The organism is Anaerotruncus sp. 80 (genome assembly GCF_009936115.1).
Classification (GTDB): Bacteria; Bacillota; Clostridia; order Peptostreptococcales; family Anaerovoracaceae; genus Senimuribacter; species Senimuribacter intestinalis.
Genome location: NZ_QWES01000016.1, coordinates 1 through 15,406, shown reverse-complemented (window position 1 = coordinate 15,406; position 15,406 = coordinate 1). Strand labels below are relative to the sequence as shown.

Below are 15,406 nucleotides of genomic sequence, written 5' to 3'. Positions count from 1 at the left end.
ACTTTTATAAAAAAGTGTTAGATTTAAGAAAAAATGTGGTACAATAGACATAATTAAAAAATGAAATTCAAGGAGGATTTAACATTATGAAATGGGTATGTTCAGTTTGCGGATATGTTCACGAAGGCGACCAGCCACCTGAAAAATGTCCACAGTGCAAAGTTCCTGCAGACAAGTTCATCAAGCAGGAAGAAGGTAAAGTAGAATTTGCAGACAAGCACGTTGTAGGCGTTGCTCAGGGAGTTGACCAGGAAATCATCGACGGTCTTCGCGCTAACTTTGAAGGTGAATGTTCTGAGGTAGGCATGTACTTAGCAATGGCTAGAGTTGCTCACAGAGAAGGTTATCCGGAAATCGGTCTGTACTGGGAAAAGGCTGCTTGGGAAGAAGCTGAGCACGCTGCTAAATTTGCAGAACTGCTGGGCGAAGTTGTAACCGACTCCACTAAGAAGAATCTGGAAATGAGAGTAGAAGCTGAAGCTGGCGCTTGCGCTGGTAAAAAAGCTCTGGCTACTATGGCTAAACAGCAGAATCTGGATGCAATTCACGACACCGTACATGAAATGGCTAAGGATGAGGCAAGACACGGCGCTGCTTTCGAAGGTCTGTTAAAGAGATACTTCGGCTAAGCAAAATTGTTTAAAATTCAATGCTTAGAAAATAGAGGAAGCTTGGAAGGGCTTCCTTTTTTCGTGGGAGATTCAGCGTGAGAAAGCGGATGAAGTTGTCACTTTCTGATTGTGCAATCAATAATTCTTAAAGAACTTGTCACTTTTTACAATAATATTATACTACAATTTCATTGAAATTTCAACGTTTTAAAACATTTTCGCAACATATTTTAACATCATTTTACAAATCCGAACTACATCGTAACATCTCACAACAGCTTAAGAAAGTTACCGCAAATGTGCATAAAAAAAAGAAAAGGTATGACTGCAAAAGCAGCCACGCCTTTTCTGCGTTTTTGAGTTCTTTAGTTACCATAATGACCTTTGCACTGATAAACCTCTATTTCACCATCTACTATGCGATAAACCAAGCGATTCACCCCATCTATACGTCTGCTCCAGTAGCCATTCAGATTTACTTTTAATCCTTCAGGTTTTCCAAATCCTTCAAAAGGATTTCGCCCAATATCCTTTAGCAAAGCATTGATTCTTTTTAAGGTTTTCTTATCCTGCGACTGCCAATAAAGATATTCTTCAAAAGCCCTTTGTGTAAAATGATTTTACTCATCTGCCATTGCCTCTAATTCTTCCATCGTTTTCACTATCACGTTTCCCTTTTCCATCTGTTCAATGCTTTCACGTAAGCAGGTCATATTCATATCACTATAAAACGGGTCTATGGAAACATCAAAAGGAATTCTCTTTTCCCGGCTAAGCTTTTGGCAAAAATAGTAAATGCCGCGCTCATGCTCAAACCTAGTTCCTCACATACATTTTCAACATCCTTTTTCAGATTATCGTCCATTCTAATGGAAATAGTAGCCATGTTATCAACTCCTTTCAAGATTATTGTACTTCTTTTTCATACTATGTCAATACAACGTATTCGCTTTTCGCGAGTCAGAGGATAGATTCTGTGAAAAGAGCGAATTTCTAAAGTAAAACTATTTTACCCCAGAAACATACGTCCCATGAAAGAATTCTGCAGATACCTATAACCGATTTTTTAAAATCCATCTCCCATTTCATTCTTCCCTTAAAACCCTAGGACTTTCGCCGTCATCATTTCCCGTTATTATCTTCTTTACTCCTTGGAGAAGTAGAATAGAAATCAGAATGGGAAAAAGAATGTGAATGAGAAAGATAATTGCGCCCTGTTTCTATACTGCTTGTTGCGGTATCTGCGGTATCGTCCTCAAAAAAATAATCCTCTGGCGGCAGAGTATTTAAACCATACTCTTTAATTCTTCTTTGAATCGTATCTACTGAACAGTTAAATATTTCCGCAATATTTGCTTGCGTTCTTCCCTCCATCAAGCACTTTGCAAGTTCATCTTTTTGAATATTGATTTTCTTTCGATAGTTTGGCTTGGCGCTATCAATGCTCGCTATCACATTATCAAGACCATAAAGCCATACTTTATCTTCTTCATCTGGCAGTACGCCATATAATCCATATTGCATAACCGCATTAATATAATTGTTCGCACCCTCTACTTGCTTTGCCTTTAAAAGCCTTTCAAACTGCGCATATGCGCTTTCATATAATACAAAACTCTGTTTATAACTCATTTTGTATTCCTCCTATCTTAAAAATTTCTTTGAAAAGGATAAAAAAGAAACGCGTAGCAGGTGGAGTTCTGCCGCGCGCTTCACATATATCTATAACGGCTAAGCCGTAGTAAAGAATTTTAATATATTATATCTATATATGCACGTATTTGGAGCGACCTCCTCTACTAATTTCAGATGGTAAAAGTGCCATAAATTTTAAGGTCGATTCCTTTGCGGTAAAATTGCGTCTGCCGCAATTTCTCTTTTATTCTCTTTCTATAATATTATATAGATTTTAAAAAAGGTTCAAATTTTGAAGAGGTTGGAAATTTTAGTAGACAAAAACACAGCCGCTGCTATGTGGAAAATATTGCTTTGATATTGAATTTTATTCTTCTTTGTGGTATATTGGTTTCAAGAGGAAAGCCATTGAAAACGGCTAACCTAACAGTTTATGAATAACTGCCAAAGTTGCAAGCTGTGGGCAGTTATTTTTTTATGTAAATAGTGATTCTTACTCTACCAAAGGTAATTGTAATCCTCATCATATTACCACCTTCCTTTTAGTCCAAACCCCCTTTCGAGTTTCGAGGAAGGCTAACCGCTTTCGCTTGTCCTCTTGACAAGTATATTATATCATTTCTGATATAGGTAACCCACTATGATTTTTACTATAATAAATTATAATTATTTATTATAAGATTCCTTATACTTATTAGTACTTTTCGACAACCTCTTCTCAGTTAAATTTATAAAAGAAATTGCTGCAAATGCCGCATAAAAAAGGTATGACTACAAAAATATCCGTACCCATTTAAACTTTGCAGTCTTTTAGGGCAATCCGACCTATTTTTATTTTAAGTCTTGACATTACCTCGTTGCTTATGTCATACCAAAATCATAATAATGAAAGGAGGTAAATAGGATATGACATTAAAAGAATTTGACCGGGTAGGAATGGGTGTTCGCATCCGTCTCAGCAGAGAATGTGCAAATTTTTCCAGAGAACAACTTTCTGAACATCTGGATATTACGCCTAAATTTCTATCTGACATTGAATGCGGCAACAGAGGACTCTCTATGCAGACATTCATACTACTTATTCAAATCCTGGACGTTTCTGCAGATTATTTAATCTTCGGAAATATTGTCGAAGACTAACTAAAGTAGGACTGTAATTCCATCAGCTTCCATGCTGATAGGAAGATTGAAGGCACCGCAAAAGCGGTGCCTTGGTCTTTTCGTTTTAATGATAACGTTCTATACGAGATGAAGCATCCCTCTCTGAAAATATGCCAATCTTTCCTGATATACGAATACTTACATTTTTCTTTGAAAGAACGTAAATCAACCGACTCAATTCTACACTATTGTTATTTCCAGTAGAAGAGAATACTCCAGACGGACTTGTAGAAATTGTGTAAGTGCCTTTCCTTCAACGCTTACTTTTTCTTCCCCTATAAAATCCTCCCATACGGTTTATATAACCCAAGCTCGTTTCTGCATTCCATACACGCTCATCGGCACAAAAAACAGCGAAATCACTACTGCAGTGCAAATGAAAACCTTAATCTTTGTTCCAAACATCTTCATCGCATCCATAGCTCCCTCTCTCTAAACCTTCTGTTAAATAATACTTATATTTTCTCTTATGTCCAAGTAAAGCTTGTGCTCAAATGAAAAGAAAGACCGCAGCAGCAGTCTTTCTTTTCATAGATGCAATATGATAATTTATGTTAAAGTCGTGCAGAGGGGAGTAAAGCCTTTGCCTAACCGTAACACCAATTTTTTAGGTTCTTTCATTCTACATCTAAACGATTAACTTTTCAATAGTAAATTTCAAAATTTTTCTTATTTAATATATTTCATTCTCAATTTTTAAGATTCCAAAAACATTAATCTGAAACCTTACAGTTTTGCAGCCAGTTCCTCTATTCTTCTGAACCTGTTATTGATACCTGATTTTTTCATCGGCGGGTTCATCATCTCCGCTAACTGCAATAGATTCGCCTCCGGATGCGCCAGGCGCAACTCTGCAACCTCCTGTAGTTTTTCAGGTAGCCATCCAAGCCCCTTTGCGCTCTCAATTTTTCGGATTGCTGAAATTTGCCGCTGAGAAGCGTCCAAAGTTCTATCCGTATTAGCGTTGTCACAGTTTGTAATCCTCACCGCGTTGTTGACAAGCTCCTTCTTTATCTTCACATCTTCAAAGGCAAAAACCTGAGTATGAGCACCCATAATAGCCAGCGTATCACTGATATACTCCGAATTTTTCATATATACAATATAGCTTTCTTTTCGCTGCACCACCTTTGCGGATAAATCCACAAAGCTGTTTATCATTTTTCGAAGATCCATGGCAAGATTCTTGCTGGCGCACACAAATTCTAAATGGTAGCTTTTCGCAGGGTCATTCATCGTTCCCGCACCCATAAAAATGCCGCGCAAATACGCTTTCTTACAGCACTTGCTGCGAATAAGACCATCAAATATTCCATCAGAAATATAATTGTTGCCTTCCCGCACCATCAAAATTCCTGTTTCACGCAAAATTTGCTCACTGCGCATTTCAGGACTGATGGCAAGCATATAGATTCTGCCTTTCTTGGGCGGTGGTGCGTCCTCCACTTCTAATTCCGTATCTACTTGAAAATATTCTTTAATCAGTTTTTTATAATGCCGCGCCACTGCCGGGTTTTCCGTAGTAATGACAATCTTAAACTTTCCGCCTCCTGCCAGCCTGAGACTGCCAGACACTCTAAGAAAGCCCGCAATTTCTGCAAGCATACAGCATTTCTTTTCTGGCTCAATTCTAGCCAACTCGTTTTTCGTTTCCGCCGCAAATGACATGATCTGTCCTCCATCTATCACATCTGCATCTTTTTATATTCTACACGGGATTGCTTAAAAGTACCAAATGATTTACTCTTTAGCCAATTTTGCCTTAATTTCTTCAATGGTATATACTCCGTCACTTTTGCTATGCAACACAAGATGACAGTTCGGACAAACAGGAATAAGGTCTTCAATAGGATTAACCACATAAGCTTGTTTTATTTCATTTAAAGGTTTTCTATGGTGTACCTCTATTTTACCTGTGAACTCTGGTCCATACACTTCACCGAAATCAAACCCGCATATTGTGCAAGCCGTACCATAGTAAGCTAAGCATCTATCTCTCGCCCAGGAATTCCTCTCATACCTGTTAGTAAGTACGTTTTTCATCGCACCTTCAACAGATATTTCTTCTATCGCTCCCTGCTCTGACATAGTCTCCTGTTCAAAATATGAAAGGGCTTTAATCTTTCTGGTATGATCCTTTAGCCATGCATATAAATTTTTTTCAAAAAATGAAATTTCGGAATCAAAAATCCGATCTAAGCCACTCTGTATTTGTGAAAGATTATCCGCTTCATAAAAAACGCTCCACGCCGCCAGCGTTATTAAATCTCCTTCAGCAACAGCTACATCCATGGATGTTATCAACTGCTCATATTGCTTTTGAATTTGCTTTCCTACAACATAACGCTTATCCAGTGTTACTGTAATAAAAAGATTTTCATTGACGTTTAGAATTTCATAGCATAAAGTGTACCCGCTCTTTTGTTCATTCTTCGGAAAAACAGCATTGATATTATCACTTGTAAATCTTATTTTCTGCACTCCCGAGCAGAGGGATTTCTTAAAATGTATATGCGCATTTTCTTCCTGCTTCTGAAGACACCATTCGATGAGAACCTGCCCAATCAATTTGTCTTTAGTATTTAATAATCCAGACATTAATTTTCACCTTCTTCAAAGCCTATAACCGCTCCATAAGGATTCTTTAACGACAATTCCCTTCTGCTTCCAGTTATAACCCATAAGTTTCGATATGTCAACGGTTTCGGAATCTTATTTTCACCGTATCCATCAGTAAAATATATTAACAGGGAATCTCTATAATATTTATTCCTATTCACATACTCTATCACCGGAGTAAAGGCAGTTCCACCACGACCTGCAACGTCATATTTTACATCACTTGGCTGTTTTACAGTATAAATTCGCTGTATCTCACTGTCACACTCAATTACAGTAATGCAATAATTCTTTTTTGACAGAATTGAAAACAACTCATTAAAAATTAAAGAAAGCTCTCTCCCGGTAACAGATGCGGAAGTATCAATTGCCACAACAATCTTTAATATCTTATCATTTATCTCCCCGGACAAATCATATCGCTCTGGTTGTCTGCGATTTAATCTAGCTTTCGTTTTACGTTTTCCTGCTGCAATTGTCCCTATATACTTTTTCAGAATTTTTTTCCACGACAACTTAGCCGGTTCATTTACTCTTCTTACCTGCTCCAAAAAGTAAGCCGGCATAAGTTTTCTGGTTTCGTCATCCATCATTTCCGCTGCCGCATTAATAAATTCCCCAACGATAGCAGTTATTTCATCAACATCGTCACCAGCTTCCCAGTTATGATCCTCATATCTATCACACTTCCCCTCTGTGATAAACTCATCAGAATCTGCACCTATGCCATTTTCTTTACCGTCAGGTAAATCTTTTTCCTCAATAAGCCGATAATAGTAATAATAGCTTTCCAGCGGCGCTACAGTTCTTAAACCGAACATTTTTTTAAGAGTCTCCGGTAAAATACACTTTTCCCAGACAGTCATAAATAACCGATGTTCAGCCTTAATCTCATATCTTAGTCGGCCATTGACCGAAGCGTCCGCTGCAAGATTAAATTTTGCATGAGTCTTCTCATCTCCCATCGGGTTACATTTTACCATCTCCGAGGGGTGATTCAGTATAATATGCTCAATTTCATGACAAATGATAAAGATAATTTCTTTCAGCGTAAGTTTGCATAAAAGTAGTGGATTAGACACCATTACCAGAGGATAAACATTTAACTTGATACCTGCAATAGTATTGCTGTAAAAATCAACTTTGAATGACAAATTCATCATAAAATAGCCGTAATAACTATCCCTTTCAGAAATCAAGAACAACTTAATTAATTCCATAAACTCATGAAAATCATTTTCAATTTCATTTAAAATTGCATCTTCAATAATACCATTTTCCACTGCCGTTATATTATCTTTAATTCTATATAAGTATTCAACAATCGTATTGGTTGCCATCAGCTTTCCTCAATAAGCTTTCTTGTTTCATCTGATAAGTCAAGCATCTCAATCAATTCTTTTTCAAAAACATTAAAAAGTATTTTAATCAAACTGTTACCATCATTAGAAATCGAATTCGAGAGTTTCTGTGCAAATAAAAGTCTCTCCGAAGAATCAAGCATTCCTACCAGTGTTGATAGCTGCTTTTTACTAGTATCAAACTGTGCCGTATTAAGCATCATAAACTCGATATTCTCTTTTAAATATGACAGCATAAGATCGCAAGTTTGAATTTTCTTAGCAGCTGGCAAGTTTTCAAGTTTTTTAGACAGCTTTGAAAGATTCTCATCATCAGCAAAGATTTCTTCTGGCATTAGTGCTCTTGTCTGTGAAACCATGCTCGCAAAGAACATCGTTGCAACGGTTGCACCAAGCTTTGCAGAAACGAGATTTTTCATATCCTTTTCAACAACCTTAGGATCATTTTCTTTCTCTGTAAAAAAATCTCTAAGTAAAGGTTCTGATCTTAACAGTGTATCCACCATATCCCAACCTCTAGGTGATGGCGTTGGTTTTTCGTCGTCCTGCAGTTCTTTATCGTTACTTGAAAGGCACTTAGGATTATCTTTAATAAAATTTAAAATCTCTGGAGAAAGTCCGACTTTTTTCCCATATCCTAGCCATTCTTTTGTACTATCAGAGACTTTAATCTTCAAAAAACGATCCAACTGTGCTGGGTCCATTTCATTTGTAGCATACAGACTATTTTGTGTGCTTGGGTTCATCGCTCCTACAAAGAAGACCCACCATGGAAAGCTATATCCATTTACACTTCTTGTTAAAAGGATATTCATTAGTTCTTTATATACTGAATTCTCGGTTCGATTAATCTCATCGATAAATATGATAACCGGCTTTATCTTTCTGCTTTTCAGCATTTCGAGTTTTTCTTCAATTGTAATATCCTCAAGAGCATATCTGTTTTCATCGCCCTGTAGCAATGATGGCCTTGTCGTTTCTTCTGACATAAAGAAAATACGTTCCTGCTCATTTTGGATACGTTCTACTGCGTAATAAGGCAAAAAACGAAACCTTGTATTGCCTTGTTCATCTTTATATTGATATGGAAGACCAGTAATTTCTCCTTCTTTAAGAGTTCCTCCCTCAATTGTAATGCAAACACCACCTAGTTCTTCCGCAATAGATTTTATCATTTGAGATTTTCCAATACCATGCTTTCCGGAAATCAGCGGAGTGATTGCTAAATCCTTTTTCTCACTAACAACATTTGCAAGTATCGCCCTTTTTATTAGACGTCTAGCCTCATTAATTGTAATCAATTAAAATTTCACTCCTTTCAAACGCAGAAAAACATCAAGCTGCTTTGACCGCTTTTCTTTTTTCCGCCACTCATTTTTTCCCTTTTTTAACACCGTCTCAGCATCAAAATCAGCAAAATGCCGTTGGAAAAAGCTTTCACTGAATTGTTGATATCTTGCAATCTTATCTTTATCCAATGCGGTAAAGTATTTTTCAAGAAACGCTTCGCTAAGCTGCATCTCTAAAAGCACTGCACCCATTTCATTGCTGTCAAACATATTAAAATGCACATCAACAAAGCTTTCATCAAATTCTTCATGGGTTTTAATATATGTTTTAAATCTGTTTTTATAAGACTCCGACGTCCGCATAATCGTTAAGTCAGCTTTGAACTGCTCTAAAAAGGAAATTTGCGAGATGTTCTGAGCAGGAACTATCTGCGATATATTCATTTTCCCTGCAGCCACCCCGTTATTCCGACTTTGTTTTGCCTTTTTATTTTCCTTATTCCAATTCTCCAAGGTCTTTATCAAATCAAGACACTCTTTCTTGTATTCTTCTGAATAACTTCCCACAGCAAGTTCTGTTCTAAAGAGTGCAAAATCCTCAGGTAACAAATCATCCTGGTTGCCTTTTAATATTGCTAGTATTTCCAAAGCATTTACTCCCCTTTACTGAACAGGTTTATGAACTCCGTTAATCAAATCCTTGATTAACGTCAATTTATCGCCAAAAAGGTCAACGACATTATAGTCACAGAATGGACTTACTTGCTGCAAATCCATAAATGTGATATCCCCGTTAGTTTTAGCATAATCTAAAATCTGATCCAAATACCCTCTCTGCATCTCACTCAACGTCTGGTCGCTTAGAATAGCGCCAAACTTGGTCTGTATCGCTTCATCAGCAATATCGGTTTGTAAGCGGATAAACGGTAACAGGGCTTTATTCTCCGACCACATATTAAACTCTGTGATAGTACCAAGCTGATTATAGAATATATCCTCTAACTCATTTTTCTCATCATCAGAAAGCATATCCAAATTTCTAATCTTTGCAAATACAGGATTTTGGCTGTTCTGTATATATTCCTCAGCTCTCTCAGCGTAGGACTTTTCAGGAGATGCCGCAGGCGTTTGCTCATCTATAATTTTGTCTGGAATATTTACAATCCAATAATTCTTTTTATCCGGAAGATATTGCATCAATCTCCTAAGCTGCTTACGGATATTCTCAGTCTTTTCAAGAGAAAAATTTTCATAAAGATAGTTACAATCCGTCATGTCTTTGATGAGCTGCTCATTTTTAACAACGTCTGGAATCGTCTTTAACTTTAGTAATTCCTTCATGCGAGTCGATATTGCATCAGAAACATTTATAAAACCATTTCTAATCTTCAGAGGATCCTTTCCCTCATCAATTTTCTGCTTATATTCGTCTTCTACCACATACATCAGCATATCAAAGCTTTTAATCTTCACGTGGTCTTTCTCCGCCGGAATCAACGATAAAATATGCTCTTCAATTTCTTGCTGCGTTATCTCCGTTATACCCACCCAGTTTTCTGCCGTTCTGTACTTACTAACAAAAGGCATATTGTACTGAACTTCAATCTCATCATTGTTTAAAGAGCGTATTTCAGCAACGAAATAGTCCTTTAAACTGTCCTGATATTTGCGTTCAAAGGCTGTGAGTTTTGAAGATTCTTGAAGCTGTTTCAATATGCTAAGCTTACGCTTATTTAAGTTGTAAGTCTGTGAATGACCGGTAAAAGACTTTGTATCTGCATTCATCGTCTTCCAGTTACCCTGCGTATTAAAATAGCCAAAGTTGTCAAAGTAGTCAAAAATAAGAAATCCTCGCTTATCCTCGCCCGGTCCAAAAACATCAGAAGACAGCCTTGTCCCTCTGCCAATCATCTGCAAGAATTTTATCTTAGACTTCACTGGTTTAAAAAACACAAGGTTTAGAATGTCAGGCACATCAATGCCCGTATCGAGCATATCTACACTAACAGCAATCTGTGGAAGACTGTCTCTTTGCTCAAACAGTTCTATCAAATTATCACTGTTTTCCACGTGACTGTCTATAAGGGCGCAAAAATTTTCCCCTGCACCCTCATAAAGATGATTAAACCGTTCTACGATTTTAGCAGCCTCAATATGACTATTTGCAAAAATGATAGTTTTTCCTAATTTATCACCACCATCAATTTTTAGTCCATTCTTCATAAGGTCACCAAGCATGGCATCTATTGTTCCAATATTGATAACCCGTCTTCCAACTTGCTTACCGTCAATTTCTGTTCCTGAAAAATCACTGAAAGCAGCATCTTCCGGCGTAAATTCCTCTTCAAATTGTTCCTTTTGCTCTTCTGTGAGGTCATCATATTTTATGCCTCTCTTCATCGCTTCAGTTGTTTTATCCAGTACACTAAAGCCTACAAGATATTTATCCGCTATGGCCTCTTCCAGTTCATACGCCATATCCGGTTCATTATTTTGAAGATTAAACACTTCGTAGGTACTTTTATTTTCCTCGCTTCTCGGGGTAGCTGTAAGCCCAAGCATAAGCGCATCAAAATAATGGAATAGCGCACCATATTTCTTAAAAATTGAACGATGTGCTTCATCAATAATGATAAGGTCAAATCTGCCGATTCCAAACTCCTTTGTATCATCATTAATCAGATTTATCATGGTCTGATATGTGGAGAATATGATTCTGGCATTCTCATCTCTCTCAAAATTTCCGCCGGCATAAATCGACGTTGATGCGTCCTGCAGCAGTTTATTAAAGTTCTTATGGGCCTGTTTCACCAGACTCGTGCGGTCTGCAAGAAAGAGAACATTTTTCACCCAATTTGCTTTCATAAGCACGTCTACTGCTGCTATTGACACTCTGGTTTTTCCGGTTCCTGTTGCCATTACAACAAGACTGTGACGACGAAAATCAGAAAAAGCATTACAGATCGCTTTTACCGCATTTTTTTGATAGTCGCGGTTTATAATTTCTTCATTGATGTCCGGATTTGTAATATCCGTACGAATACCTGCTCTGAGCTTCAAAAGCTCCAGCTCATCAACTGTATGAAAGTCAAATATGCGTCTTGCTTTGTATCCCAACTGGTCGATACAGTAGATGTGATATCCGTCAGTATAGTAGATAATCGGCTTATATCCATGCTTCTGCTCCATCAAATCAGCAATTTTAATTGCCTTATTTCTGCCGGAAACAGGATTCTTTTTCGTCTCAGTCTCTTCGATTATTGCAAGAGGCTTATTATCTCTTCCATTGAGAACATAGTCAATAAAGTCGCCACTGTCATCTATCATGCAATTTATGCTGGCACAGCACGGCATCGCCTGATTTTCTACGCTGACAATCTTCCATCCTGCTTCACGCAAAGATGCCTTTATAAATAACTTTTTATTCTCATTTTCATCTCGACCGTGTTCTGTCGAAAAAACAGTTTTGCGCATTCTCTGTGCAAACTCCGCAACAATTTCAGGCTCAACGACAACCTTTTCTTTGCTTACCGCAACAGTTTTCTCCGGCTCTGGTTTCGCTCTTTTAGCCGGTGCTTCAAAGACAGGATAATCATCGACCACGCCGAACATCATCATCATTTCACCAACGAGAAAATGTAGATTTTCAAGGACTTGCAATGCTTCCGCCGAAGTCAATTCACCCTGATGCGTTGCTACATTTCCCATCTTCCGAATGAAGTGAATTGAATTCATGATATAGTCATCATTTATGTAATTGGCGAATCTGTAATCGTCGACAATATCAAAAATGCTCCGGTTCTCCACTGGCTCAATTTTTGAGGCAAAAACCAGTTTAACCAAATATTCAAGAGCCTGTCTCGCCGACATGCCGCTTAGGTATGGTCTTGAATGTACAAGCTGCTCTGCATCGCTGCAAAATAGCGCAAGTTTTTTCATCTTTGGATTTTGTTTCAAATAATCAAAGTTCATTTTTATACCTCGTTGCTCATCCTAGATTCTAATTGTTACTTGACCTTCTATCTAATGTTTTCGCTTAGATTTAGTTCATATTTTATTTGAATAACTCTTTTTCGGTATCTATGAGTATTTCCGATAATACTTTATAGTCTAGGTATTGAATTCCCTCTTGCCCACGCTGGATTTTATCTGCTAATTTGCTATTATAATATATATCCATGGCTTTTTCATAAGTAAGATGGTTTATTTCCGCAAGATAAATGATAATTCTTTCTTCCAGATTCTCTTGATATACTCTTTCTAAAATTATTTCATCCATCTTCACACCTCATAGTATGACTCAAAACTCAGCAATTGGTCGATTGATTTTTGACTGATAAAAGCGATTTGATCATATGTAGGATAAACCTTTATTTCTTTCAGTGCACGCTCTTTGTCCCAGATTCCAGCCTGATACATGTCTACTACCCGGAATACTTTGTCATTTGCAACTTTACCAATAATAACATCGTATTGTAAGTACTCACTTCCACCATCTCTACATGCGCATACGAAATCAATCCATTCGCTTAGATCCTCTGAAAACACTTTATACAATAAGCCTAAAGAATCTTCTCCCATCTGATATACATTGACAATCCCTTTTTCCTGTCCTAAAATATCTGCCTTTCGTCTAGCCCATCGTTCAGCTTGTTCTCTTACGGAAGTTGTATAGAAACCTTTGCCAAAATCCAATGACCTAAAAGAATGCTCTATATCTGGTTTTTCGATGGCTATACTTGATCCATGATAAATAATCATACCAATATCCCCCTTGCATTAAGATAATCGTTAATATCTTCTACTATATACTGCGTGCTTTGCGTATGAAGAATCTCATAATTGGGCACTAAAAAATTTGTTATACAATTTGCTGTTTGCATTTTCTTGTATACTACAGACGGACTCACACCCCATTTATTTGCACACGCATGAATCATATATACAATAAATGACAATACGTCTTTCGTCATATCATTTTCCTTTCATTCTTCAATTGGTTTACTAATTGTAACATGCTCTTCTTTCTAATACAACTTTTGATTTTTCTACTTGATGGACAAAGGCAGCAAATTGGTTTTGGAGTTCCATCGGCGGTACTGGAACAACCAAATTCATTATATCCCTATTTGATATATTAGCTTGTCTTACGCCTCTACTAATACCTGTAAGTTTTTTCTTTATTTGCTCAAACTTGAGAAGTTGTAATAAATAATATTTATCAATTCCCTCTTTAATCTCCAATTTAGCATTTCGCTGATTTAGGTAGTACATATCATAGTCATCACCAAGTATACAAACATTGCCATAATCATCCTTGCCTACAGTTCCAGTTAATGACATGACTAAATCACCTGGATACATTGCATATCGCTCAAGGCTTGAATCTCTCTTCCAAAAAACCATATTAACTGACTTGAAATACCCAGCATTGATATTTCCTATTCGTAATACTGGAACACCATCTTCTTCGTCAAACATATCACTCTTAAATGCATATCCCCCTAACACATTGAGTTTTTCAGACAGTTCACATTCGATCCACCCTTTGGAATTAGTTTCTGGATTCCCAAACATCTCTACAAATCGGGCTTTTACTAATTCGTTAAGTTTAGTGAGCTGCTGTTTATATAGAGAAATCATCGTTACTACTTTATCCAATAATGCGGCTATATTACGTTGCTCTTGAATAGAAAACAACGGAATTTCGTAGGATTTTAGCCATTCTGTACTCATATTTTTTTGCGCTACACCCTTAGAAGACACTATGCACCTTTGCTCAAAATAATCAGAATTGAACAAGTAATATAGAAACGTTCTATCAGTTGTTTTGCTATTTTTAATTCTCAAGCAAGCAACTCGCTGATTCAATGCCGCAGGTAGCATATCAGGTGTTAATATAGCCACACGTCCAACATTACCAGTTAGTGACATTAACAAGTCGCCTTCGCAAAGCATGTATCTTTCAATTTCTTTTTGAGAAGATAGCGGGTAAAATTGCGGACTCGAATCTTCAATATATCCCTTTTGAACATTAGCAATTCGAATAATCCGAATACCATTTGTAGCATAGTTGCTACTCTTAAATGCATATCCGTTGAGAATATCGCATATATCACCAATTTTTACTGTTGTTCCCATTATTTGTTCTCCACCTTTTGAATAAAAATCGACTTTTTAAAATACCAAAACATATTTATTTCGTCAGAGAGTTTTTCGTCTTTAATAAAATCATTCTTCTCTAGTACCCTTACAGATGTTGGATTGCTTGGTAATGCCCATATTTCCTCATAATTCGTGGATTGAAATATCCACTGACATAATGCTTCTATCGCTTCTGTCATAAATCCTTTATTACGGTATTCTTTTTCAGTTCCACATGATATTTCAAATCTGCCTCGTTTCCCCACAAAATAAACATGACAAATCTTCTTTTCTAGGTTATCTTTATCATAAAAAACAAACCCATTTTCTTCCCCTGTCATGGGTTTCAATTCTAATATATTAGTAAGATTATCTGGCTTTTCTTCGCGAAAAAAGCCGCTTTCTATAACTATATCAGATTTTGCTATCATTCTTTTCGTATAAAATTCTGTCATAGCATTTTCCTCTTTTCCTTTAATACTTTTGTAATCTTAAAGCCAATTTGTTTTGATGATGCAATCTCTACATGTGTTTAAACGAGGCATGTCTTATTTATTTGCACATATTAATCTGCAAATCCAAATTT

At 36.9% G+C, this 15,406-nt stretch carries 15 protein-coding genes and 1 pseudogene; 2 read left to right on the top strand and 14 right to left on the bottom strand.

Annotated features, from left to right (window positions below; genetic code table 11):
- Nucleotides 1-83: 83 nt before the first annotated feature.
- The gene (locus D1155_RS09280; protein WP_160202183.1) at nt 84-629 is read left to right on the top strand and encodes an NADH peroxidase; all 546 of its coding nucleotides are present in this window, start codon (nt 84-86) and stop codon (nt 627-629) included.
- A 347-nt stretch (nt 630-976) separates the two neighbouring features.
- Here the strand turns inward: D1155_RS09280 and D1155_RS09275 are convergent.
- The 3 genes and pseudogenes from D1155_RS09275 to D1155_RS09265 all read right to left on the bottom strand — a co-directional run.
- Nucleotides 977-1,225: pseudogene (locus D1155_RS09275) on the bottom strand (Txe/YoeB family addiction module toxin); the annotation flags it as partial.
- Between the two features lie 122 nt (nt 1,226-1,347).
- On the bottom strand, nt 1,348-1,497 hold the full coding sequence (locus tag D1155_RS16110) for a type II toxin-antitoxin system RelB/DinJ family antitoxin (protein WP_347560989.1): 150 nt from the start codon (nt 1,495-1,497) through the stop codon (nt 1,348-1,350).
- Between the two features lie 236 nt (nt 1,498-1,733).
- Nucleotides 1,734-2,243 (bottom strand): helix-turn-helix domain-containing protein, encoded by a 510-nt coding sequence (locus D1155_RS09265; protein WP_160202118.1) that lies wholly within the window; start codon nt 2,241-2,243, stop codon nt 1,734-1,736.
- Between the two features lie 909 nt (nt 2,244-3,152).
- On the opposite strand from D1155_RS09265, the gene D1155_RS09260 reads away from it, so the two are divergent.
- The gene (locus tag D1155_RS09260; protein ID WP_160202117.1) at nt 3,153-3,386 is read left to right on the top strand and encodes a helix-turn-helix transcriptional regulator; all 234 of its coding nucleotides are present in this window, start codon (nt 3,153-3,155) and stop codon (nt 3,384-3,386) included.
- Nucleotides 3,387-3,704: 318 nt separating this feature from the next.
- On the opposite strand, the gene D1155_RS16000 is transcribed toward D1155_RS09260, so the two are convergent.
- The 11 genes from D1155_RS16000 to D1155_RS09205 all read right to left on the bottom strand — a co-directional run bounded on the left by D1155_RS16000 (nt 3,705) and on the right by D1155_RS09205 (nt 15,275).
- A complete protein-coding gene (locus tag D1155_RS16000; RefSeq protein WP_279261689.1) occupies nt 3,705-3,827 on the bottom strand; it encodes a hypothetical protein in 123 nt (40 codons plus the stop codon).
- Between the two features lie 306 nt (nt 3,828-4,133).
- The gene (whiA, locus tag D1155_RS09255) at nt 4,134-5,075 is read right to left on the bottom strand and encodes a DNA-binding protein WhiA (RefSeq protein WP_160202116.1); all 942 of its coding nucleotides are present in this window, start codon (nt 5,073-5,075) and stop codon (nt 4,134-4,136) included.
- A 72-nt stretch (nt 5,076-5,147) separates the two neighbouring features.
- Nucleotides 5,148-6,005, bottom strand: coding sequence for an HNH endonuclease (locus tag D1155_RS15830; RefSeq protein WP_243151061.1), 858 nt, complete (start codon nt 6,003-6,005; stop codon nt 5,148-5,150).
- Complete coding sequence (locus tag D1155_RS09245) at nt 6,005-7,366, bottom strand: VWA-like domain-containing protein (protein ID WP_160202115.1); 1,362 nt, start codon at nt 7,364-7,366, stop codon at nt 6,005-6,007. Before D1155_RS09245 ends, D1155_RS15830 begins: the two co-directional genes overlap by 1 nt.
- Nucleotides 7,366-8,688, bottom strand: a complete 1,323-nt coding sequence (locus D1155_RS09240; RefSeq protein ID WP_201759571.1) for an AAA family ATPase — start codon at nt 8,686-8,688, stop codon at nt 7,366-7,368. Before D1155_RS09240 ends, D1155_RS09245 begins: the two co-directional genes overlap by 1 nt.
- Nucleotides 8,689-9,324, bottom strand: coding sequence for a hypothetical protein (locus D1155_RS15585; protein ID WP_201759570.1), 636 nt, complete (start codon nt 9,322-9,324; stop codon nt 8,689-8,691). It abuts the gene before it with no gap.
- A gap of 15 nt (nt 9,325-9,339) precedes the next feature.
- On the bottom strand, nt 9,340-12,648 hold the full coding sequence (locus D1155_RS09230) for a DEAD/DEAH box helicase family protein (protein WP_160202114.1): 3,309 nt from the start codon (nt 12,646-12,648) through the stop codon (nt 9,340-9,342).
- Nucleotides 12,649-12,730: 82 nt separating this feature from the next.
- The gene (locus tag D1155_RS09225; RefSeq protein ID WP_160202113.1) at nt 12,731-12,955 is read right to left on the bottom strand and encodes a hypothetical protein; all 225 of its coding nucleotides are present in this window, start codon (nt 12,953-12,955) and stop codon (nt 12,731-12,733) included.
- Nucleotides 12,956-12,957: 2 nt separating this feature from the next.
- On the bottom strand, nt 12,958-13,437 hold the full coding sequence (locus D1155_RS09220; protein WP_160202112.1) for a DUF3990 domain-containing protein: 480 nt from the start codon (nt 13,435-13,437) through the stop codon (nt 12,958-12,960).
- Between the two features lie 243 nt (nt 13,438-13,680).
- The gene (locus D1155_RS09210) at nt 13,681-14,817 is read right to left on the bottom strand and encodes a restriction endonuclease subunit S (protein WP_160202110.1); all 1,137 of its coding nucleotides are present in this window, start codon (nt 14,815-14,817) and stop codon (nt 13,681-13,683) included.
- The gene (locus D1155_RS09205; protein ID WP_160202109.1) at nt 14,817-15,275 is read right to left on the bottom strand and encodes a GNAT family N-acetyltransferase; all 459 of its coding nucleotides are present in this window, start codon (nt 15,273-15,275) and stop codon (nt 14,817-14,819) included. The genes D1155_RS09210 and D1155_RS09205 overlap by 1 nt, the downstream gene beginning before the upstream one ends.
- Between the last annotated feature and the right edge of the window lie 131 nt (nt 15,276-15,406).